General features: G+C 73.9%; 19 protein-coding genes. 9 read left to right on the forward strand and 10 right to left on the reverse strand.

Annotated elements, in window-relative coordinates; genetic code table 11:
- Positions 1-91: 91 nt before the first annotated feature.
- Both NUM_RS11730 and NUM_RS11735 read right to left on the reverse strand, forming a co-directional pair.
- Positions 92-991 (reverse strand): hypothetical protein, encoded by a 900-nt coding sequence (locus NUM_RS11730; RefSeq protein ID WP_207124832.1) that lies wholly within the window; start codon positions 989-991, stop codon positions 92-94.
- 136 nt (positions 992-1127) lie between these two features.
- Positions 1128-2042 (reverse strand): hypothetical protein, encoded by a 915-nt coding sequence (locus NUM_RS11735; RefSeq protein ID WP_207124833.1) that lies wholly within the window; start codon positions 2040-2042, stop codon positions 1128-1130.
- Positions 2043-2267: 225 nt separating this feature from the next.
- On the opposite strand from NUM_RS11735, the gene NUM_RS11740 reads away from it, so the two are divergent.
- Complete coding sequence (locus NUM_RS11740; RefSeq protein ID WP_207124834.1) at positions 2268-2768, forward strand: hypothetical protein; 501 nt, start codon at positions 2268-2270, stop codon at positions 2766-2768.
- A gap of 1 nt (position 2769) precedes the next feature.
- Here NUM_RS11740 and NUM_RS11745 read toward each other — a convergent pair whose 3' ends face one another.
- Together NUM_RS11745 and NUM_RS11750 are read right to left on the reverse strand one after the other, a co-directional pair.
- Entirely contained in the window at positions 2770-3828 is a 1059-nt protein-coding gene (locus NUM_RS11745) for a hypothetical protein (protein WP_207124835.1), read from the reverse strand.
- A complete protein-coding gene (locus tag NUM_RS11750) occupies positions 3813-5276 on the reverse strand; it encodes a phenylacetate--CoA ligase family protein (RefSeq protein WP_207124836.1) in 1464 nt (487 codons plus the stop codon). Before NUM_RS11750 ends, NUM_RS11745 begins: the two co-directional genes overlap by 16 nt.
- Before the next feature lie 360 nt (positions 5277-5636).
- Here NUM_RS11750 and NUM_RS11755 point away from each other — a divergent pair, with 360 nt between their 5' ends.
- From NUM_RS11755 to NUM_RS11770, 4 genes are all read left to right on the forward strand, one after another.
- A complete protein-coding gene (locus NUM_RS11755) occupies positions 5637-8183 on the forward strand; it encodes an ATP-binding protein (protein ID WP_207124837.1) in 2547 nt (848 codons plus the stop codon).
- 174 nt (positions 8184-8357) lie between these two features.
- Positions 8358-10979, forward strand: coding sequence for a valine--tRNA ligase (locus NUM_RS11760; RefSeq protein WP_207124838.1), 2622 nt, complete (start codon positions 8358-8360; stop codon positions 10977-10979).
- A 67-nt stretch (positions 10980-11046) separates the two neighbouring features.
- Positions 11047-12321 carry a bifunctional folylpolyglutamate synthase/dihydrofolate synthase gene (locus tag NUM_RS11765; RefSeq protein ID WP_207124866.1) on the forward strand — a complete coding sequence of 425 codons (1275 nt, stop codon included), beginning with the start codon at positions 11047-11049 and terminating at the stop codon, positions 12319-12321.
- Entirely contained in the window at positions 12318-12821 is a 504-nt protein-coding gene (locus NUM_RS11770) for a DUF4233 domain-containing protein (protein WP_207124839.1), read from the forward strand. The genes NUM_RS11765 and NUM_RS11770 overlap by 4 nt, the downstream gene beginning before the upstream one ends.
- A gap of 58 nt (positions 12822-12879) precedes the next feature.
- Here NUM_RS11770 and NUM_RS11775 read toward each other — a convergent pair whose 3' ends face one another.
- Both NUM_RS11775 and NUM_RS11780 read right to left on the reverse strand, forming a co-directional pair.
- On the reverse strand, positions 12880-13278 hold the full coding sequence (locus NUM_RS11775; RefSeq protein ID WP_207124840.1) for a DUF3592 domain-containing protein: 399 nt from the start codon (positions 13276-13278) through the stop codon (positions 12880-12882).
- A gap of 146 nt (positions 13279-13424) precedes the next feature.
- Entirely contained in the window at positions 13425-13817 is a 393-nt protein-coding gene (locus tag NUM_RS11780) for a hypothetical protein (RefSeq protein WP_207124841.1), read from the reverse strand.
- A 90-nt stretch (positions 13818-13907) separates the two neighbouring features.
- Here NUM_RS11780 and NUM_RS11785 point away from each other — a divergent pair, with 90 nt between their 5' ends.
- From NUM_RS11785 to NUM_RS11795, 3 genes are all read left to right on the forward strand, one after another.
- On the forward strand, positions 13908-15116 hold the full coding sequence (locus NUM_RS11785; RefSeq protein WP_207124842.1) for an ROK family transcriptional regulator: 1209 nt from the start codon (positions 13908-13910) through the stop codon (positions 15114-15116).
- A 160-nt stretch (positions 15117-15276) separates the two neighbouring features.
- The gene (locus NUM_RS11790; RefSeq protein WP_207124843.1) at positions 15277-16383 is read left to right on the forward strand and encodes a Gfo/Idh/MocA family protein; all 1107 of its coding nucleotides are present in this window, start codon (positions 15277-15279) and stop codon (positions 16381-16383) included.
- Between the two features lie 48 nt (positions 16384-16431).
- Positions 16432-17439, forward strand: a complete 1008-nt coding sequence (locus tag NUM_RS11795; protein WP_207124844.1) for a sugar phosphate isomerase/epimerase family protein — start codon at positions 16432-16434, stop codon at positions 17437-17439.
- 27 nt (positions 17440-17466) lie between these two features.
- On the opposite strand, the gene NUM_RS11800 is transcribed toward NUM_RS11795, so the two are convergent.
- The gene (locus NUM_RS11800) at positions 17467-18021 is read right to left on the reverse strand and encodes a DUF2087 domain-containing protein (RefSeq protein ID WP_207124845.1); all 555 of its coding nucleotides are present in this window, start codon (positions 18019-18021) and stop codon (positions 17467-17469) included.
- A gap of 271 nt (positions 18022-18292) precedes the next feature.
- On the opposite strand from NUM_RS11800, the gene NUM_RS11805 reads away from it, so the two are divergent.
- Entirely contained in the window at positions 18293-18841 is a 549-nt protein-coding gene (locus tag NUM_RS11805) for a HEAT repeat domain-containing protein (RefSeq protein WP_207124846.1), read from the forward strand.
- 64 nt (positions 18842-18905) lie between these two features.
- On the opposite strand, the gene NUM_RS11810 is transcribed toward NUM_RS11805, so the two are convergent.
- Genes NUM_RS11810 through NUM_RS11820 form a run of 3 tightly spaced genes read right to left on the reverse strand, consistent with a single transcriptional unit; the run spans position 18906 to position 21759 of the window.
- Positions 18906-20009 (reverse strand): Gfo/Idh/MocA family protein, encoded by a 1104-nt coding sequence (locus NUM_RS11810; protein ID WP_207124847.1) that lies wholly within the window; start codon positions 20007-20009, stop codon positions 18906-18908.
- Positions 20006-20770, reverse strand: coding sequence for a sugar phosphate isomerase/epimerase family protein (locus tag NUM_RS11815; RefSeq protein ID WP_207124848.1), 765 nt, complete (start codon positions 20768-20770; stop codon positions 20006-20008). The genes NUM_RS11810 and NUM_RS11815 overlap by 4 nt, the downstream gene beginning before the upstream one ends.
- A gap of 53 nt (positions 20771-20823) precedes the next feature.
- Positions 20824-21759: a LysR family transcriptional regulator gene (locus NUM_RS11820; RefSeq protein ID WP_225918506.1), complete on the reverse strand. Its 936-nt coding sequence runs from the start codon at positions 21757-21759 to the stop codon at positions 20824-20826.
- Between the last annotated feature and the right edge of the window lie 55 nt (positions 21760-21814).

Raw genomic sequence — 21814 nt, forward strand, 5'->3', positions numbered from 1 at the left:
TCGCCCGGGCCGTTTCGCGTCTCCGGGTGCCGGTCCCGCCGCGCCGAGGTCCTGGTGTGTCGGGCCGAGCCAGGCCGGGTCCGTCGTGTTCTCAGCTGCCGCCCTTGTGCACGACGTCGGGGAGCAGCGTGCCCGCGAGCGTCTCGACGGTCGGTTCGTCGCTGGTCAGGCTCATCACGCCGACGAGGGCGACCCGGTCGGCCCAGGCGCAGACCCCACCCTTCGCACCGGCCGACCCGAAGTCGACCTTGGCGCACTCCATCGACCCGCCGACCGCGGACGGCGGGTCCACCGAGTGCTGCCCGCTGACCGTCACCGAGTCGCCGGACAGGCCGGAGAAGAAGTCGTCGAGGTGGTTCTCGACGCTGTCCGCCGAGCTGTCCATGGTGCCGCCCCACACGTAGACGGTGGTGTCGGAGCCGTCGGTGTACGCGGCTCCGATGGTGGTGGCGAACTCCTTCTCGCCGTCGAGCTCGCGTTTCATCGAGGCGGCGACCCGGTCGCTCGGCTTCTTGGTCAGCCCGCCGGCCGAGTCGGGGGTGGACAGCTTCGTGGCGGAGTTCTTGGCGCCGAGCCCGATGCCGACCGACCCCTGCACCAGCGCGTACCCGCCGATGCCGCACAGCACCAGCAGCACCGCGCCGGCGCACACCAGCGTGATGATCAGCCCGGTGTGGGACTTCTTCGCCGGTACCGGCGCCGGCGGGTACCCCGGCGTGGGGTAGCCGGGCGCGACCGGCGGCGGGCCGTACGCGGTACCCGGCGGCTCGGCCCCGTACGGCCCCGGGTACCCGCCCCCGCCGTACTGCGGGCCGGCCGGCTGGCCCCCGCCGTACTGGGGCGCCGGCGCTCCGCCGTACTGCGGGGCCGTCGGCCCGTACGACTGCCCGCCGGGGGGCTGGCCCTGGTCGCCGAACGGCGAGACCTCGTACTGCTGTGGCTGCCACTGCGGATCCGGCCCGGGGGAACCTGGGGGGTACGGCGAGGACATCGGTGCTCCGATCGGGGTGCGGGTGCCGCCAGGGTACGACCCGGGATCAGGGATCAGTCGCGGTGCACGAGGTCGGGCAGCGCCCGCCGGGCGTACCGGATCGTGTCGTCGAGGTCGTGGTCGACCATCGTCGTGCTCACCAGCGCCACCCGGTTGGCCCACATGCACACACCCCCGTGCGCGGTGGCCTGGGGAACATCGGTGCTCCGATCGGGGTACGGGTGCCGCCAGGGGTACGGTCCGCACCCATCGGGTCACGCCCTGCTCGCCGCGGGTGTCCGCCCGCCCAGCCGGACGGGGTACGGCCGGGTCGGTCACGGTGGACCAGGTCGGTGAGCATCGCGGCAGCGGTGCCGGCGAGTTGGTCGGCGGAGCCGGCGCCCACGAAGCCGACGGCCGCCTTGTGGTTGCCCCACAGGCAGAACGCGGTGGCGCCGCCCCGCGCGCCACCGTTCGCCTGGTCGGCGCACTCCATCTCGCCGCCGATCGAGCCGGGTGAATCGACCCGGTGCAGGTCGCCCCAGCGGCCGAACGCGGCGGAGTCGAAGAAGTCGCTGTCGTCGAGGACGCTGCCCGGTTGTGCCTCCGCCAGCTCGCCGCCCCACACCAGTACCAGCGTCTTCGCGCCGGGCTTGCGGTAGGCGGCGCCGATGCTGTGGGCGAACACGCCGGCGCTCGACATCTGCTGGGCCAGCGTGGTGGCGGTGGCGTTGCCGTCGACCTTCGTCAGCCCGCCGGCCCGCGCCGGGGTCCGGACGGTGGTGTGCGCGTCGGCCGCGAGGTCGGCCCGGTGGTGCAGGTAGCCGGCGGTGATCGCGCCGACGACCAGCACCACGACCCCGAGCGCGATGACCGCGATCAGCCCCTTGCGCGACTTCCGGTCCGAGGGCGGTGCGTCGGGGAAGCCGGCCACCCACTCGTCGTCGGCCGCCCTCCCGCTCCGCGCGGCTCCCCGCTCCGGTGGGCTGGTGGCGGGCGCCGCCGGTGGGGTCGCCGGCGATCCGCCGGGCGGCGCCGACCCGGTGGGGACGGTGTCCTCTGCCGAAGTCATGGTGCTCCTACGAGATGCGCGGGCCCCGGGGATGCGGAAGTGCCCCGGGACGGGCGCAGGGCGGTACGCGTAGGGGCGTGCCGCCGGGGCGTCGCTGGGGATCGGCGTGGGGCCGAGACACGTTATCGTCCGTTCCGGCGTCACGGCCTCGGCCTTTCGGCGGATTCGGACGGTCGGCACGAAAGGCCGACGGCTCGGGTGGAGCCGGGCGGCTATCTTGCGATCATGGCGTACCAGCCGTACCAGCCCGCAACGGCGGCTCCACTTCGGTCCCGGCCGCCCGGTGTCACCGGCGCCGGGGTCGCACTGATCCTGTCCGGCGGCGCGAGCTTCGTCTGCGCGGCGCTCTGGATGGCCGCCGACCTGTCCGTGCTGCACGACGACGTGCAGCAGCAGGTGGGCATCGGCGGCAGCGAGATCTTCGCGTACGTGGTGCTGTTCTCGCCGGTGCTGTCGGTGTTCCTGTCGCCGGCGACCATCATCGGCGGGGTGCAGCTGTTGCGCCGCCGCAACCGCCGGTTGACCACGGTCGGTGCGGTGCTTGCGATCGTGCCGCTCACCGGATGCTGCCTGCTGGCCGGCATCCCGTGCGGCATCTACGCGCTGTTCGTGCTGCGCCGGCCGGAAACCATGGCCTGGTACCGCTCCGGCGCGGTGTCGCAGCAGCCACCACCACCCGACCCGTACGGCCAGTACGGGCAGGGGCCGTACGGGCCCTGGCGGTAGCTCAGCCGGCTGGCGCGAGCGTCAGCACCGGCGTCGCGTCGGGGCGGGCGGCGCCGGCGTCACGCAGTACCGCGGCGGGATTGGCGCCGGTGGCGAGGACCGCGCCGTCGTGCACGGCCTGGTAGCGGACCGGTCCGGCGCCGGCGTGTGCGGCCAGGTCCACCGCGACGAGCAGGTCGTCCAGCGGCCGGCTGGGCGCCGGGACCAGCGGCGGCAGCTCGGGATGCAGCCGTACCTCGTGCTCGCCGGCGGTGCGCTCGCGCGGGTGCCGGTGCCGCAGCCACAGGTAGTGCGCGAGGATCGCCGGGCCCATCAGCACCATCCCCGGGATCGCCACGGTCAGCAACCCCAGCTGGTACGACGCGGTGACCGCGGCGACGCAGCCCAGCGTCACCGCGATCGCGGCCCGGCCGGCGGCCGCCGAGTACGCCTTCTCGGCCACCAGCGGCCACAGCACGATGAACAGCAGGTCGCCGAGGCCGGTGAACACCGCGGCGGCGCCGCTGCCCCAACCCATGGTCGGCGCGAACGGCAGCGCCTGCAGCTGCCCGACGAACTCGGCGGTGGTGGGCAGCAGCCCGGTGGCGATCGCGTCGTAGCCGGTGACGACGGCGGCGAACACGGCCATGTCGCGGGCCCGGATGCCGCTCTGCGCCCAGGTGTTGCACACCCCGACGACCACGATCAGCAGCACCACGTCGTTGATGCCGGTGAACCACGCGGACCGGGCCAGCCCGGTGAACTCCAGCGCGACCTCGGTGCCGGTGAGCAGTACCGCGAGCCCGACCGCGGCCGGCCGGCGCACCAGCGGGGTGAGGGTGAAGTAGAGCAGCCCGGTACCGAACAGGGCCAGGATGGTGCCGATCAGCCCGCGCGGCAGCTGCAGGTACAGCGGCGGGACGACGACCAGGACCAGGAAGCTAAACCCGACGTCGCGCAGGTTGAACACGCCGACCGGCGGCCGCTCGATCCGGACCCGGTGGAAGTAGACCCGGGCGGCGGCGAGGGTGGCGACGACCAGCACCACCGTGACGGCGAGCGAGCTCAGCGGAGCATCCATGTACCGGTCTCCTCGTTGCGGGTGGCGACGGTCTCGCGCAGCAGCGCCCGGACGAACTGCGGCCGGGCCAGCGCCGCCGGATCGTCGTGCAGCACGATCTTGCGGATCGGCAGGTCGTGCTCGGCGGCGTGCGTCTCCAGCCGGGCGACCAGTGCGGGGTCGTCCTCCGGGCCGAGCACGTGCAGGTCGAAGCCGTCCGCGGCGGCCGCCACCTGGTAGCGCACCGGCAGCGGCACGGCCGGCTGGCGTTCCAGCAGCTCCAGCACGTCGCGCTGGTAGAGCCGCAGGTCACGTACGGTGGGGCTGAACTCGGCCTTGCCCAGCAGGGGCGAGGTCGCCGGCTGGCCGGCCATCTCGCAGCTCGGCGTCTCGGTCAGCACCCGCACCAGGTCGCCGGTGGCGTAGCGCAGCAGCAGCGTCGTCTCCCGGAACGGCGGGTACGGCGTGACCACGAGCTGGCCGACCGCACCCGGTGCGGCGGGCTCGGCGGTGACCGGATCGAGCACCTCGATCAGCCCCTGCTCGGCGCCGAAGTGCAGGTGGCCGGCCGAACAGTTCTGGCCGGAGATCGGGAACGCCTCGGTCATCCCGTACGTGTCCTGCACCCGGGCGCCGAAGGTGCGCTCGGCGCGCTCGGCGAGCGCCGTGCTCAGCACCTCGCCGCCGCAGCCGATCAGTTCCAGGCCGAAGTCGTGCGGCCGGTAGCCGTCCCGCTCGGCCTGCCCGACCAGCGCGGCGAGCTGGCTGGGGTTGATCGTCAGCGCGCTGACCCGCGGTTTCTTGCCCGGCAGGTGCACCGGCGTGGTCAGCCGGGCCAGCGTCTCGGCCGGATCGATCACCCCGGTCTGCACGTACCCGGCGCCCACCATGCCGATCGCCCGCAGCGTCGTGCTCACCGCGAGCGCCGCCCGCGAACTGACGCACACCTGCAGCACGTCGGCCGGCCCGAGCCCGGCGGTCATCAGCCAGTACATCGCGCTGTAGGCGGCGGCCAGATCCAGCTCGTAGGCGGAGAACCAGCACGAGGTGGGGGTGCCGGTACTGCCGGTGGTGAAGGCCTGCAGGACCGGTTCGGACCGGTCGCTGACGAACGCCTCGGGCAGCGCGCGCAGGCTCGCCTTGGTGGTCAGCGGCAGTTCGGTGCGCCGGGCCAGGCTCAGCTCGTCCGGCCGGATCCCGAGCCGGTCGAACAGCCGCCGGTAGTAGACGGTGTGCCGGTACGCGGTGGTCACGCTGCGGCGCCAGTGCCGGGCGTCGGCCGCGGCCCGTACGTCCGGGTCGGTCACCCGGCCCATCGCCTCCATCACCCGGTCATGGTCGAGCCGACCGAACTCGGCGTGGGTACGCCGGATGTGCTGCACCAGGGCGGCCACGTCGCCGGGGCGGATCCGGCGGCCGGTGGCGATCGCGAGCCCCTGTCGCAACTGCCGCAAGGCGGTGTCGAACATCGCGCGTCCTCCGTTCTCGGCAGCTGCGGTACTCGGTGGTACTGCCGGCGGGCGAGGGGCCCGCCGGCAGTGGCCCGGTGCCTAGGAGCAGAGCTCACACATGAACACGACAGCCGAGAACGAGCTGAGCACGTACTTCAGGTGCTTCGCCGACGCCAACATGGGACACACCTCCCTCCGCGGTCACGGTCGTCCGCCCCCGGGCCGTGGCTGGCCGGTCGTACGCCGGGTGCGGCTGCCACCATCGAAACGCCCGCGGTCCGGTACGACCAGGAAAGGCGACCGGAGGTTTCGCTCGCGGTTTTCCGGTCCGTTCCGGCGTTCCTTCCGGTTGTGGCGGCCGAGAACTACCATCGGCGCGTGTCGGAGCGGTCCACAGGGGCGCTGGCCGAGCTGCGTCGGGCCGCCGGCGTGACCCAGGAGGAGCTGGCCGAGCGCTGCGGGATGAGCGCCCGGGGCATCAGCGCGATCGAGTGCGGCCAGGTGCGTCGACCGCACCGCCGCTCGCTGCTCGCGATCGCCGCCGCGCTCGGGCTCGCCGCCGCCGACCGGGACCGGCTGCTCGGCCACTACGGGCGCTGTCCCGCCGGTCCGGCCGATCCCGCGCCGGCGACCGCGGCGGAACCGGCGGGCCCCGCCCCGACGATCGAGGGGCTGGCCGACGTGGCGCCGGTCGGGTGGCCGCCGGCGCAGCTGCCGGCGGCGACCGCGAGCTTCGTCGGCCGGCGGGCCGAGACCGCCCGGCTGGACGCGCTGCTGACCGGCCTCGGTGCCGCGATGACGATCGTCGCGGTGGACGGCGCGGGTGGGCTGGGCAAGTCCACCCTGGCCCTGCAGTGGGCGCACCGGGTCCGGCACCTGTTTCCCGACGGCCAGCTCTACGCGAACCTGCGCGGTTACGGCCCGACCCCGCCGGCCGACCCGACGGCGGTGCTGGCCCGGTTCCTCACCGCGCTGGGGATCCCGGCCGCGCGGCTGCCCGCGGACCTGGAGACCCGCTCGGCGCTGCTGCGCAGCCGGCTGGCCGACCGCCGGGTGCTGGTGGTGTTGGACGACGCGCGCACCGCCGACCAGGTCCGGCCGCTGCTGCCGGGCAGTCCCGGCTGCCTGGTGCTGGTCACCAGCCGCAACCGGCTGGTCGGGCTGAGCGTGCACGAGGGTGCGCACCGGGTGCCGCTGGGCCCGTTGCCGGGTGCCGAGGCCAGGGCGCTGCTCGGCCGGTTCGTCCAGCCCGACCGGCTCGACGGCGAGCAGGCGGCGGTGGCACGGATCCTGCACGAGTGCGCGGGGTTGCCGCTCGCGATCAGCCTGGTCGGCGAGCTTGCCTCCGGTGGCCGGTCGTTGCCCGAGGTCGCGGCCGGCCTCGCCGACCAGCGGACCCGGCTGCAGCTGCTGGACCGGTCGGCCGATGAGACGGACCGGCCGGTGAGCCTGCGCGCGGTGTTCTCCTGGTCGTACCTGGCGCTCGGTGCCCCGGCGGCACGGTTGTTCCGGCTGCTCGCACTGCATCCGGGGCCGGACTTCGACGCCGCCGCGGCGGCCGCGCTCGTCGACGAGTCTCCGGCCGGGATCGGCGCGCTGCTGACCGTGCTGACCGGCGGGCACCTGCTGGAGGAGCGTGCCGGCGGCCGGTACGACCTGCACGAGCTGCTGCGCAGCTACGCCGCCGAGCTGTGCCGGCGGGACGATCCGGAGCCGGCGCGACGGGCCGCGCAGGGCCGGCTGCTCGACCACTACCTGCGCACCGCGGCGGCGGCCGACCACCGGCTGGATCCGTACGGCGGGAGCCCGGTGCCGGCCGACGCCGACCGGTTCGGCGAGCTGGCCGACGCGATGCGCTGGCTGGCCGCGGAGCGCACCAACCTGCTCGCCGTCGCCCGCTCCGCCGCGGCCCGCGGCGAGGACGACCGGGTCTGCCGGCTGTCCGAGACGCTGTGGCGCTACCTGCACCAGGTCGCCGCGCACGAGGACGCGGTCGTGCTGCACGGCGAGGCGCTGGCGGCGGCCCGGCGGCTGGGCGACCGGGGCCGGGAGGCGACCGCGCTGACCCTGCTGGGTACCGCCCGGCACCGGCTGGGCGACAACGAGCAGGCGCTGGCGCTGCTGGAGCGGGCGCTCGCGCTCGGCGCCGAGCTGGACGACCCGATGATCGGTGCGCGTGCCCTCGACTATCTCGGCCTGGTCCGGGCGTCGGTGGGTGATCTGCCCGGCGCGGTCGAGGCGCACCAGCAGGCGCTCGACCGGTACCGCCGGATCGGCCACCGGGCCGGCGAGGCGCAGACGGTGAACAACCTGGGGTTGGTCTGCTGGCGGTCGGACCGGTCGGAGGAGGCGCTGCGTCACTTCACCCGGGCGCGGGAGCTGGCCCGTGCGGTCGGGGACGCGGCGACCGAGGCGGGCAGTACCAACAACATCGGGCTGATCCTGCGCGGGCTCGGCCGGTACGAGCAGGCCCGGGACCATTTCGAGCAGGCGCTCGCGCAGGCCCGTGACCTCGGCCACCGGGAGGGCGAGGGGTTCGCCACCTGCAACCTGGGCATCGTGTCGGCGCTGCTCGGCGAGCACGCCGCGGCGCAGCGGTACCAGCGGGAGGCGCTGGCGATCGCCCGGTCGACCGGGATGCGGGAGCTGGAGGTCTCGGTGCTCAACCAGTTGGGCCGGCTCGCCGAGCTCACCGGTGACCCGGCCGAGGCGGTCGAACTGCACACCCGGGCGTTGCGGCTGGGCGAGCGGATCGACGAGGCGCACGGCCGGGCGGTCGCCCTGGACGGGCTGGGTCGGGCATACCGGGCGCTCGGTGACCGGGCGGCCGCGCGGCGCCACTTCGAGCAGGCGCTGGCGGCGCGACCGGGGCTGCGGCCGGTCGAGGCGGACGAGGTTCGTGCCCTGTTGACCGGCCTGGGCTGAGCGTGCACCGGGCCCGTGATCGGTGCCGTTGGTGTCCGGTTGACCGCGCCGCGCCCGGCGGCCGGGGCTTGGCGATCGGTTCGCCGGGCCGGCGGGTGACCGCCCGGCCGGTCGGGCTGCCGGGCGGCGGCGCCCCGTGGCACCGCGTGACGTGGGCTCCGTAGACTCGTTGGGGTGACCGTGACTCCGCAGACCCAGCCCGACCTGTCCGCTGCGTACCAGCCCGGCGAGGTAGAGGCCCGCCGCTACGAGCAGTGGGTATCGGCGGGGTATTTCGGGGTGGACGCGGCGTCGCAGCAGCCGCCGTTCTCGATCGTGATCCCGCCGCCGAACGTGACCGGTTCGCTGCACATGGGGCACGCGCTGGACCACACCATCCAGGACTCGCTGATCCGCCGTCGCCGGATGCAGGGCTACGAGGCGCTCTGGATGCCGGGCATGGACCATGCCGGCATCGCCACCCAGAACGTGGTCGAGCGCCAGCTCGCCGAGCAGGACGGCAAGTCTCGGCACGACCTCGGCCGGGACGCGTTCGTCAAGCGGGTGTGGCAGTGGAAGGAGGAGTTCGGCGGTCGGATCCTCGGCCAGATGCGCCGGCTCGGCGACTCCGTCGACTGGAGCCGCGAGCGGTTCACCATGGACGCCGGGCTGTCCCGCGCGGTGCTGACGATCTTCAAGCGGCTCTACTCCGAGGGCCTGATCTACCGCGCCGAGCGCATCATCAACTGGTGCCCGCGCTGCCTGACCGCGCTGAGCGACATCGAGGTGGAGCACTCCGACGACGACGGCGAGCTCGTCTCCATCCGGTACGGCGAGGGTGACGACGCGATCGTGGTGGCCACCACCCGGGCCGAGACGATGCTCGGTGACACCGCGATCGCGGTGCACCCCGACGACGAGCGGTACGCGCACCTGGTCGGCCGCGAGATCGAGCTGCCGTTCACCGGCCGCCGGATCCCGGTGGTGGCCGACGCGCACGTCGATCCCGAGTTCGGTACCGGCGCGGTGAAGGTGACCCCGGCGCACGACCCGAACGACTTCGAGATCGGCCAGCGGCACGACCTGCCGTCGATCACGGTGCTCGACGAGCACGGCGTGATCACCGTGCACGGCCCGTTCGAGGGGCTGGACCGGTTCGAGGCGCGGCCGGCGATCGTGGCGGCGCTGCGCGAGCAGGGCCGCATCGTCGCCGAGAAGCGGCCGTACGTGCACGCCGTCGGGCACTGCTCGCGCTGCAACACCACCGTCGAGCCGCGGTTGAGCAAGCAGTGGTTCGTCAAGGTCGGGCCGCTCGCTGCGGCGGCGGGTGACGCGGTGCGCGACGGCCGGGTCACCATCCATCCGGTCGAGCAGCGCAAGCGCTACTTCGACTGGGTCGACAACATGCACGACTGGTGCATCTCGCGCCAGCTGTGGTGGGGCCACCGCATCCCGATCTGGTACGGGCCGGGCGGCGAGATGGTGTGCGTCGGTCCCGACGACGAGCCGCCGACCGGCGACGGCTGGGTGCAGGACTCCGACGTGCTGGACACCTGGTTCTCCTCGGCCCTGTGGCCGTTCTCGACCCTCGGCTGGCCGGAGCAGACCCCGGAGCTGGCGAAGTTCTATCCGACCAGCGTGCTGGTCACCGGGTACGACATCCTGTTCTTCTGGGTCGTCCGGATGATGATGTTCGGGCTGTACGCGATGGACGGTCGGCAGCCGTTCGATCACGTGGTGCTGCACGGTCTGGTGCGTGACCAGTTCGGCAAGAAGATGTCGAAGTCGCGCGGCAACGTGGTCGACCCGCTGGAGTGGATGGACGCGTACGGCGCGGACGCCACCCGGTTCACCCTCGCCCGCGGCGCGAACCCCGGTTCGGACGTGGCGGTCAGCGAGGACTGGGCGCAGGGCTCCCGCAACTTCTGCAACAAGCTGTGGAACGCGACCCGGTTCGCGCTGCTGTCCGGCGCCACCGTCGAGGGTGACCTGCCCGCGGTCACGGAAATGTCCACTGTGGACCGCTGGGTGCTGTCCCGGTTGCAGCACACGGTGTCGCAGGTCGACCGGCTGTTCGAGGCGTACGAGTTCGGCAAGGTCTGCGACCTGCTCTACCACTTCGCCTGGGACGACGTCTGCGACTGGTACCTGGAGCTGGCCAAGCCGGTGCTGTCCGCCGACGGCGACGCCGCGCGGGTCACCCGGCGGGTGCTCGGGCACGTTCTCGACACGCTGCTGCGGCTGCTGCACCCGGTGATGCCGTTCGTCACCGACGAACTGTGGTCGACGCTGACCGGCGCGGACAGCGTGATGGTGGCGAGCTGGCCGACCGCCGACGAGGCGTTGACCGACCCGGGAGCCGAGGCGGAGGTCGCCACCCTGCAGCGGGTGGTCACCGAGATCCGCCGGTTCCGCTCCGACCAGGGGCTCAAGCCGGGGCAGCGGGTCGCGGCCCGGCTGACCGGCTTGGAGGCGGCCGGCATCGGCGGGCACCAGCAGCTGATCGGGTCGCTGGCCCGGCTGAACGACCCGGCCGACGGCTTCGAACCGACCGCGAGCGTCACCGTCACCGGCGTCACGGTCGAGCTGGACACCCGCGGCAGCATCGACGTCGCCGCCGAGCGGGCCAGGCTGGAGAAGGACCTGGCCGGGGCCCGCAAGGAGCTCGACGGAACGACGAAGAAGCTGGCCAACGAGGCGTTCCTGGCCAAGGCGCCGGAGCAGGTGGTGGCGAAGATCCGGGACCGGCAGGCCGCCGCGACCGCCGACATCGAGCGGCTGACCGCCGCGCTGGCCGGGCTGGCCGGGCGTGGCTGACCGCGGCGACGACTCGGCGGACTTCGCGGCGGTCGACGCGGAGCTGCTGGAGCGCGGCTTCACCCGGATGGTGTTCGAGCCGGAGCGCATCCGCACCCTGCTCGACCTGCTCGGCAACCCGCAGCGAGCGTTCCGGGCCATCCACCTGACCGGCACCAACGGCAAGACGTCCAGCGCCCGGATGATCGACTCGCTGCTGCGCACGCACGGGGTGCGCACCGGCCGGTACACCAGCCCGCACCTGGAGACGGTGCGGGAGCGCATCTCCATCGACGGCGAGCCGATCAGCGAGCGCCGCTTCGTCGAGGTGTACGAGGAGATCGCGCCGATGGTGGCGATGGTCGACGCCGAGTACCCGGAGCCGGTGACCTACTTCGAGCTGACCACGGCCATGGCGTTCGCGGCGTTCGCCGACGCGCCGGTGGACGTCGCGGTGGTGGAGGTCGGGCTCGGTGGGGCCACCGACGCCACCAACGTGCTGCACGCGCCGGTGTGCGTGCTGACGCCGGTCGGCCTGGACCACTCGGAGTGGCTGGGCGACACCATCGCCGAGATCACCACCCAGAAGATGGGCATCGTGCACGAGGGCGCCACGCTGATCGCCGCCGCGCAGGTCGAGGAGGCGGTCCGGCCGATCGTCGAGCGCTGCGCCGAGATGGACGCCACGCTGGCCCGGGAGGGCAGCGAGTTCGGGGTGCTGCGCCGGCAGGTCGCGATCGGCGGCCAGCTGCTCAACCTGCAGGGCCTCGGCGAGGTGTACTCCGACGTCTTCCTGCCGCTGCACGGCGCCCACCAGGCGCAGAACGCGGCGGTCTCGCTCGCCGCCGTGGAGGCGCTGTTCGGTGCCGGTGCCGCTGGCCGCGCGCTGTCCGCCGACCTGGTACGGGAAGGGTTCGCGCAGGTCAGCTCGCCGGGACGGCTGGAGCGGGTGCGCACCTCGCCGACCGTGTTGCTGGACGCGGCGCACAACCCGGCCGGGATGACCGCGACCGTGGGCGCGCTGACCGAGGAGTTCGAGTTCCGCCGGCTGGTGGTGCTGGTCGCCGCGCTCACCGACAAGGACGTCGGTTCGATGCTGGAGCTGCTGGAGCCGGTCGCCGACGAGATCGTGGTCAGCCGCAACTCCTCGTCGCGGGCGATGCCGGTGGCGCAGCTCGCCGCCCTGGCCACCGAGATCTTCGGCGCCGACCGGGTGCACGTCGAGCCGCAGCTGCCGGACGCGATCCAGGAGGCGGTCGGGCTGTCCGAGCAGGGCGAGGACCCGGCCCTGGGCGGCCTCGGCGTGCTGATCACCGGGTCGGTGGTCACCGTGGCCGACGCGCGGAAGCTGCTGCTGCGATGACCGACGACCACCCCGACCACCCCGACCACCCCGACCAGCCTCGCGAGCCGGGCAGCACCGGCGCCGCGAACGACGCCCCCGCCCAGCCCGCGAACGACGCCCCCGCCGAGTCCGCGAACGGCGCCGAGCCGACGGAGGTCGGTACCGGTGCGGGCGGGGCACCGGTGTCGGGGCTGCGGAACCCGGCCGGTGCGCTGCGCGGCGCCGGCGCCGGGGTGCTGTCGATCGAGGCGCTGGTGCTGCTGCTCGCGGTGTTGCCGCTGCGGATGCTGAAGGCGCCCGGCTGGGGCATGGCGGCGGTGGCGATCCTGGCCGTGCTGGCGATCGTGCTGATCGGGCTGCTCAGGCGGCGCTGGGCCTGGTACGCCGGGATCGTGTTGCAGGCGCTGGTCATCGCGACCGGCCTGGCGCACTGGGCCATCGCGGTGATCGGCTGCCTGTTCGCCGCGATCTGGCTGTACGTGCTGCACGTGCGCCGCACCGTCCTCGGCCGCATCTGACCGCCGCGCCGGCCGCCAGGACGGTCCCCGCCGGGGCCGGCGGGCCATTCGACCGGGATCAACGCAGGCCGGTGCAGAGCGCGCCGAGCACGCCGACGGCGAGCGGGATCAGACTCCAGTACACCGTCGGCCACGAGCTCAGCTCGACCGCGACCGGACGGTACGGACGTTTCGGCGCCACCGCGAGCCGGATCGCGGTGCCTTCCCGCAGGCCGGCGTTGGCCGTGTAGTTGGCCAGCCGGGCGTCGTACCGGTGCCCGTCGAGGGTGTAGCCGACGGTGGGGATCCGCCAGCTGCCGCCGTTGCCGACCCGTTTGAGGTCGTTGCCGGTGACCGTCCCCGTCACCAGGGTGCCGGTGCGCCGCACCCTGGCACTGCGCACCATCGGCACCAGGTTCGACAGCAGGAACGCCGCGCCGGCGGCGGCGATGGCCAGAAACATGATCAGCACCAGCACGGCGCGGAGCGTACCTCGCGCCGTCCAGGCCGGTCACCTGGCCGACGAGTGAGTCAGCGCGCGACCGGTCGGCGGGTGCCGAGGCTGCGCCTGGTCGATGGCTGCCGAAGGCGGGCCTGGTCGGTGGGTGCCGAGGGCGGGTCTGGTCAGCGGGCGCCCAGGCGGGCGCGGAACCGGTCGCTCAGGACGACCTCGTGCGGCAGCCGGGCCAGCCGCGCGGCGTCGACGGTGACGCCGGCCCGGCGCAGCACGTCGGCGAGCTGCGCCCAGTGGTCGGCGGCCATGTCCGCCGCGGTGTGCCCGTCGAACGGCTCGTCCGGGCCGACCACGGTCCGCGCGGTGGCCTCGACGTCCGCGACGCTCGTCGCGGCCCAGATCCCGGGCGGACCGGAGGCACCCCAGCCGCGGTCGTCGAGCAGCAGCACCCGGCGCCCGTCGGCCAGCACCGCCTCGTGCCGCACGCTCGCCGACAGGCGGCGCCCGCTCGACGCCGCCTCGTCCACGTCCACGATCGTGCGCAACCCCACCACTGCCGCCATGTACCCATCGTGCCAGCGCGGCCGGCGTCCACGGCCGTGGGTGATCGATCGCCGGTTCGAAGGTTGTGTTCGGGGCTACTTTCGTTCAAGATGGCAAAAGTTGGGTTGCGTACGACCGAAGGGGCCGCAGTGGCGGAGGGGCTGGCGTACCAGGTGCTGTGCCTGTTGCGGGAACACGGGCCGCTGTCCCGGGTCGAGCTCGCCGACCGGCTCGCGGTGCCGCGCGCCCGGCTGCTGGCCGAGTTGACCCGGCTCACCGAGGCCGATCGGGTACGGGAGGCCGGGCCGGCGGCGTCCCGCGGTGGCCGGCGTTCCACCCTGGTCGAGCTGTCGCCGAAGCACCGGTTCGGCGCGGTCGACCTGGGCGCCACCTCGGTACGGATCGAGGTCACCGACCGGCGCCTCGACCCGGTGGCCGCCGTCGAGGAGCCGGTGGACATCAGGTCCGGGCCGCGGCCGGTCCTGCGGGTGGTCACCGAACTGCTGGAGAAGCTGCGCGCGGAGGGTGCGTACCGGCAGCTCGACGGGCTCGGCGTCGGCCTGCCCGGCCCGGTCAGCTTCCGGGACGGGGTGCCGGTGTCGCCGCCGATCATGCCCGGCTGGGACGGCTTCGGCGTGCGGGAGATGCTGGCGCACGAGCACAACTGCCCGGTCGTGGTCGACAACGACGTGAACATCATGGCGATCGGCGAGGGCTACGGGGGAGTGGCCCGGTCGGTCGACGACTTCCTGTTCGTCAAGCTCGGTACCGGCATCGGCTGCGGCATCCATCTCGGCGGTGAGGTGTTCCGGGGCAAGGACGGGTGCGCCGGCGACATCGGCCACATGCAGGTCGTCGCGCACGGCCCGGTCTGCGCCTGCGGCAACACCGGCTGTCTGGAGGCGGTGTTCGGCGGCGCGGCGCTGGCCCGGGACGCCGTCGCGGCGGCGCGGGCCGGCCGGTCCGAACCGCTCGCCGCGCGGCTGGCGGCGGCGGGCACGCTCAGCGCGTACGACGTGGGGCAGGCCGCGGCGGCCGGGGACGCGACGAGCGTGGCGCTGATCCGGGCCGGTGGCGCCGCGCTGGGTGGCGTGCTGGCGAGCCTGGTCAGCTTCGTCAACCCGTCGATGATCGTGATCGGCGGCGGCCTGGCCGGGCTCGGTCACCGGCTGCTCGCCGAGGTCCGTGCGGTGGTGTACGGGCGGTCGTTGCCGCTGGCCACCGGCAACCTGCCGCTGGTGGTGTCCGAGCTGGGCGAGCGGGCCGGCGCGCTCGGCGCCGCGAAGCTCGCCAGCGACCTGGTCTTCCGGCAGTCCTGATCGAGCGCACCGAGGAAAGGCGGGCCGTGTGTCCAGCGTTGACGGAGCCAACCGCGCGTCCGGCGCCGACGGAGGCGACCGGGTGTCCGACTCCCCCCGTGTGTCCACTGTAGACGGAGCCGGCGATGCGGTCGGTCGAGGTCGCACCATCGGCGTGGGAATGGTCGGTACCGCGTTCATGGGCGCCGCGCACTCCCAGGCCTGGCGTACCGTCAACCGGGTCTTCGAGCTGCCGGTGGCCGCGCGGATGGCGGCGATCTGCGGCCGCGACCCGGCGCGCACCGAGGCGGCGGCGAACCGGTTGGGTTGGGCCGCAACCGAAACCGACTGGCGCGCGCTGGTCGCCCGGGACGACGTCGACCTGGTCGACATCTGTACGCCCGGCGACACGCACGCCGAGATCGCGCTCGCCGCGCTGGCCGCCGGCAAGCACGTGCTGTGCGAGAAGCCGCTCGCCAACACCGTCGCCGAGGCCGAGGGGATGGCCGCCGCCGCCCGGGATGCGGGCACCGTGGCGATGTGCGGCTTCACCTACCGGCGGGTGCCGGCGGTGACGCTGATGCGCGATCTCGTCGCGGCCGGCCGGATCGGCCGGATCCGCCAGGTGCGCGCCTGCTACCTGCAGGACTGGCTGATCGATCCGGCCGCACCGTGGACCTGGCGGCTGTCGGCCGACCGGGCCGGCTCCGGCGCGCTCGGCGACCTGGGCGCGCACGTGGTGGACGCGGTGCGCTTTCTCACCGGGGCCGAGTTCGAGGCGGTGAGCGCGCTGACCGAGACGTTCGTGGCCGAGCGGCCGCTGCCCGACGGTACCGGCAGCGCCCCGGTCACCGTGGACGACGCCGCGCTGTTCCTGGCCCGGCTCTCCGGCGGTGTCGTCGGCACGTTCGAGGCGACCCGGTACGCGACCGGGCGCAAGAACGCGCTGCGGATCGAACTCAACGGCACCCTCGGCACCCTGGCGTTCGACCTGGAGCGGCTGAACGAGCTGGAGTTCTTCGACGGTACCCAGCCGGCGGCCGAGGCGGGCTTCCGCCGCATCCTCGTCACCGAACCCGACCACCCGTACCTGTCGGCCTGGTGGCCGCCGGGGCACCTGCTGGGCTACGAGCACGCGTTCACCCACCAGGCCCGTGACCTGCTCGCCGCGATCGGCGGCGGGCCGCCCGCGCGCCCGTCCTTCGACGACGGCCTCGCCGCCCAACGGGTACTCGATGCGGTGGGCCGCAGCGCCCGCGACCGCACCTGGACCACCACCGTCCACTGAGGATCTCCGCGGCTCACCGAGCCGAGGAGTACGAAGGGAGCACGCGCCATGGCGCGACCGATCACGCTGTTCACCGGCCAGTGGGCGGACCTGCCGTTCGTCGAGGTGTGCCGGTTGGCCTCGCAGTGGGGCTACGACGGGCTGGAGATCGCCTGCTGGGGCGACCATTTCGAGGTCGACAAGGCGCTCGCCGATCCGTCCTATGTGGAGGGACGTAAGCGGATCCTGGCCGAGCACGGCCTGTCGGTGTACGCGATCTCCAACCACCTGGTCGGCCAGGCGGTGTGCGACTTCCCGATCGACGAGCGGCACCAGGCGATCGTGCCGGCCGCGGTGTGGGGCGACGGCGACGCCGAGGGGGTGCGGCAGCGGGCCGCGGAGCGGATGAAGGACACCGCCCGAGCCGCCGCCGCACTCGGCGTGTCCACGGTGGTCGGCTTCACCGGCTCGTCCATCTGGTACACGCTGGCGATGTTCCCGCCCACCCCGGAGGAGATGATCGAGCGCGGCTACCAGGACTTCGCCGATCGGTGGAACCCGATCCTGGACGTGTTCGACGCCGAGGGCGTGCGGTTCGCGCACGAGGTGCACCCGACCGAGATCGCCTACGACTACTGGACGACGGCCAAGGCGCTGGAGGCGATCGGGCACCGGCCGGCGTTCGGGCTCAACTTCGACCCGTCGCACTTCATCTGGCAGGACCTCGACCCGGTCGGTTTCCTGTGGGACTACCAGGACCGTATCTACCACGTGGACTGCAAGGAGTCGAAGAAGCAGTTCAACGGGCGCAACACCCGGCTCGGCTCGCACCTGCCGTGGGGCGACCCGCGACGCGGCTGGGACTTCGTGTCCACCGGGCACGGCGACGTGCCGTGGGAGGCGTGTTTCCGTACCCTCAACGCGATCTCGTACGACGGGCCGATCTCGATCGAGTGGGAGGACGCCGGGATGGACCGGCTCATCGGCGCACCCGAGGCGCTGGCGTTCGTCCGCCGGCTCGCCGCGATCGAGCCGCCGGCCGCCTCGTTCGACGCCGCCTTCGGCTCGAACGACTGACCGTCTCGCCCCGCGTCGGTGCCCCGGTCAGCTCGGCTGGGGTGGCCGGTCGGCGGCCGGTACGACCCGGTAGCGGGCGGAGCCGTCGCGGGTGACGCGGCCGAAGTCGGCGAGCAGCCGGCGCAGTGCGGCATGGTCGTCGTACAGCTCGTGCAGCGCCGCGTTGACCTCGGCCTCGGTCAGCGTGGTGTCGGCCGGGAGCAGCGTGGCCGCGAGGTCGGCGAGCCGGTGCCGCAGCGCGAGATCGTCCGGCACCGCGCGGAGCCGGCCGTGCCGGAAGTGCCGCGCCAGTACCGGATCGTCGGCCAGCATCGGCGCCGTGGGCTGTGCCGCGTCCAGCGCGTCGGCGGCGCCGGCCAGGACGGTGAGGTCGGCGGACAGCCGCTGCCCGGCCAGGTCCAGCAGCCCGCAGTCGGCGAGCCGGGCCGCCTCCTTGACCACCTGCCGTACCGGCAGGCCGGTCTCGGTGGCCGCCTCGGCGACGGTGCCGGCGCGGCCGGAGCCGACCGCGGCGAGCAGGGAGAGGCGTTCGGCGGAGCCGAGCGCGGCGAGCAGTGCCGCCGCGGTACTGATGTCACGCATGGCCGCCGACGCTATCGTCGCCGGCGGCCGTCTTCAACGCGTTTCCGACGCCTTCGCCGCCACGCGCCTTCGCCGCCACGCGGCTTCTGTCGATGCCTGTCCGGCGCCTTCGACGCCGTCCGGCGATCCTCGCGCGTTTCCGCGCCTTCGATGTGTGCCCGGTGCCAGCGTGTCCGGTGTCAGCGTGTCCGGTGTCAGCGTGTCGGTGTCGGTCCACGCGTGCCCGGCGGCCCTCGACGCGGGTTGGGCGTCGCTGTGGCAACCTGAACGGATGGGCGAGACACCGGTGGAGCTGGCGCGGGCCACCGAGCGGCGGCTCGGGGTCGACGAGATGGTGGCGCGCTGCGTGGCGCTGCTGCGGCACGGTGACCCGTTCGCCGAGGTCGAGTTCATCGTCTGGCTGGCCGGTGCGTCCGCCGCGAGCGAGATGCGGCTGCGCACCCCGGAGGACGACCCGTCCCTGCTCTACTGGCCGCGGGTCTGGGCGGCCCGCGCGCTGGTCTACGTGTGGGACGACGCGGCGATCCCGGCGGTGCTCGACGCGCTCGGTGACGATGCCTGGCGGGTACGGGAGATGGCGGCGAAGGTGGTCATCGCGCACGAGCTGGGCGAGGCCGGCGATCGGCTGGTGCCGCTGCTGTCCGATCCGGTACCGCGGGTGCGGGCCGCGGCGGCGCGTGCCCTCGGTGTGGTGGGCGAGGCGGAGCACGCGCCGGCGCTGCGCGAGGCGACCGCGGACGACGAGTCGCAGGTGTCCACCCGGGCCGCGGCGGCGCTGCGGTCGATGTCCCGCCGCCTCGACCGCGACCTGCTCGACTGACCGAACGGTCCACTGTGGATGGTGGGCTCGCCCCGATCCGGTCTCGACGGGTCGGGGCGGTGCCTCACAGCGTCGCCGCGTACGGGTCGAACTCGTCCGGCAGCAGCGCCGGTGCCGTGCAGGTGGAGTCGATCGGAACGAACGCGCCGGTCTCGGCCGACCCGGCGATCGCCGTCATCAGCTCCAGTACGTGCTGCGCCAGCTCACCGGACGCCCGGTGCGGCGTGCCGGCCCGCAGCGCGCGGGCGAGGTCGAGCACGCCGAGCCCCCGGCCGGTGTCCGGTCCCTTCGCCGGTACCGCGGACCAGTCGTCGTCGCCGGCCCGGCGCAGCCGGATGGTGCCGGTGAACGTGTTCGGGTCGGGCAGCGCCATCGTCGCCTCGGACCCGGTGATCTCCACGAAGCCGGCCCGGGCCAGCGGGGAGTCGAAGCTGAGCACGCTGGTCGCGGCCTGGCCGCCGGTGAAGTCGAGCAGCGCCGCCACGTGCGTCGGCACCTCCACCTCGAACGCGGTACCGGCCAGCGGCCCGGAACCGACCACCCGGCTGTCCCGGGAGCGCCGGCCGACGGCGGCCACCGAGCGCGCCGGCCCGAACGCGCCGACCAGCGTGGTCAGGTAGTACGGGCCGATGTCGAACAGAGGGCCGGCGCCGCGCTGGAACAGGAACGCCGGGTTCGGGTGCCACGACTCGGGTCCGGGGCTCTGCATCAGCGTCAGCGCGGTCAGCGGAGTGCCGATCGCACCCTCGGCGATCATCCGGTACGCGGTCTGCAGGCCGGCGCCGAGGAACGTGTCCGGCGCGTTCGCCACCCGTACCCCGGCGGCGTCGGCGGCGGCGAGCAGCGCGGCACCGGCGTCGGGGGCGAGCGCGAGCGGCTTCTCCGAGTACACGTGCTTGCCGGCGGTGACCGCGGCGTGCGCGACCTCGGTGTGCACCGCGGGGATGGTCAGGTTGACCACGATCTCCACGTCCGGATGGCCGATCACCGCGGCGGTGTCGCCCACCACCGGGATGCCGTACCGCTGCGCGGCGTCCCGGGCCCGGGAGAGCTCCAGGTCGCTGCAGGCGACCACCCGCACGTCCGGGAACGCGGTCAGGTTGTCGAGGTACTGGGTGGAGATCGTGCCGCAGCCGACGACCGCGACGCCGACCGGCCCCGCGGTCACGAGGCCACCTCGCGCAGGTACCCGATGCTGTCGGCCAGCGCGGTGAACATGTCGGTGTCGCACCGGTCGAGCTCGACGATGCGGCGCGCCTGCGGTGCGGCGGCGAGGATCGCCGGGATGTCGAGCGTGCCGGCGCCGACCGCGGTCATCGCCGCCTCGGGGGTGGTGGCCGGGCCGTCCTTGACGTGCAGGTAGCGGACCCGGTCCCCGAGCCGGCGCAGCAGCGCCGGTACGTCGAGGCCGCCGACCGTGGCCCAGTAGACGTCGACCTCCAGGAACACCTCGTCGTCCAGCGCGTCGGTGAGCACCTCCAGCGCCGGCCGCCCGTCGACCTGCTGCTCCGGCTCGAACCAGTGGTTGTGGTAGCCGACCGCGATGCCGCGCTCGCCCGCGCGCTTCGCCGCGTCGTTGAGCCGCCGCGCGGTCTGCTCGACGGCGGCGCGGTCGGCGAACCGGTCCGGGTCGAGCCACGGGACGACGACGGTGTCCGTACCGACCGCGGTCGCGGCGTCGAGGATCGCGTCGGTGTCGTCGAGCAGCGGCGCGTGCGTGCTCCACACGGTCAGGCCGTACCGGTCGACGAGGGTGCGCAGGCCGGCCGGGTCGTCGGTCGGGTTGAACCATTCGACCGCCTGGTAGCCGAGCTCGGCGACGCGGCGCAGGGTCGCGTCGCGGTCGGCGGCGAGGCGGTCGCGGACTGAGTACAGCTGGACACCGAGCATGGTGCCTCCGTAGGACGGCGTCGTGACGGTCTCGCTCACGCTAGAAGTCTTTTGCTGCCGAGGTCAATAACTTTCGACGATTCAGACAGAAGTCACCGAGCGTGCGGCGCCCAGGAAGGGCGCCAGGCGGGCTCGGCCGGCGCCGCCACGCCGGCCAGGTGGTCGATGATCGGCCGCAGCCCCGGATGCGGGTTCGCGCTGGGCACCAGCAGCGACAGCGGGTACGCCAGGGTCCGGCCGGCGACCGGGATGCGGCGCAGGTCGTGGCTCGCCGGCCAGACGTACCGGTCGCGCGCGCCGACGAGCGTCGCGACGTCGGCGGAGTCGGCGATCGTGTCCAGCAACACCTCGGTGCCGAAGTTCGGCCCGGCCGGGTCGATGCGCAGGTCGAAGGCTGCGACCAGCTCGTCGTAGAACCGCGCCCACTCGCTGCGCGGCGTGATGCCCGGGACCCAGATCCGGTACCCGCGCAGCCGCGCCGGGGTCAGCGTGCGCGCACCGGCGAGCGGGTGGCGCGGCCCCACGAGCAGTTCCAGCGGCGAGTCGAACGCGCGCACCTGCCGTACCTCCGGGGGCAGCGCGGCGCGGTCGGTCACGGTACGGAAGGAGGCGTCGACATCGCCGGTCCGGACCGCGTCGACCGCCGCCCGCGGGTCCTCGACCCGCAGCGTCACCACGTCCAGGTCGAGGCCGGGATGCGCCCGCCAGTAGTCGTGCAGCACCACCGCCTGCGCGGACCGCAGCCCGAGCACGTCGATCCGCAGCGCCCGCGAGCCCGGCCGTACCGCGGCGACCGCGCGGTCGGCGCCGGCGACGATGGTCCGGGCGTGCGGCAGGAACGCCTGGCCGTCCAGCGTCGGTTCGACGCCCCGGGCGTTGCGGGTGAACAGCCGCACGCCGAGTTCGCGTTCCAGCGTGGCGATCCGCTTCGACACCGCCTGCTGGCTGACCCCGAGCTCGTCGGCGGCGCGTTGCAGCTGCCCCAGCTCGGCCGCCCGGACGAACGATCGCATCGCCTCGGTGTCCATCGCGGCAGCCTACGGCCTCCGGCTGAGGGAGACCCAACCGATGGTTGTGGCTCGC

The organism is Actinocatenispora comari (assembly GCF_017312725.1).
GTDB classification, from domain to species: Bacteria; Actinomycetota; Actinomycetes; order Mycobacteriales; family Micromonosporaceae; genus Actinocatenispora; species Actinocatenispora comari.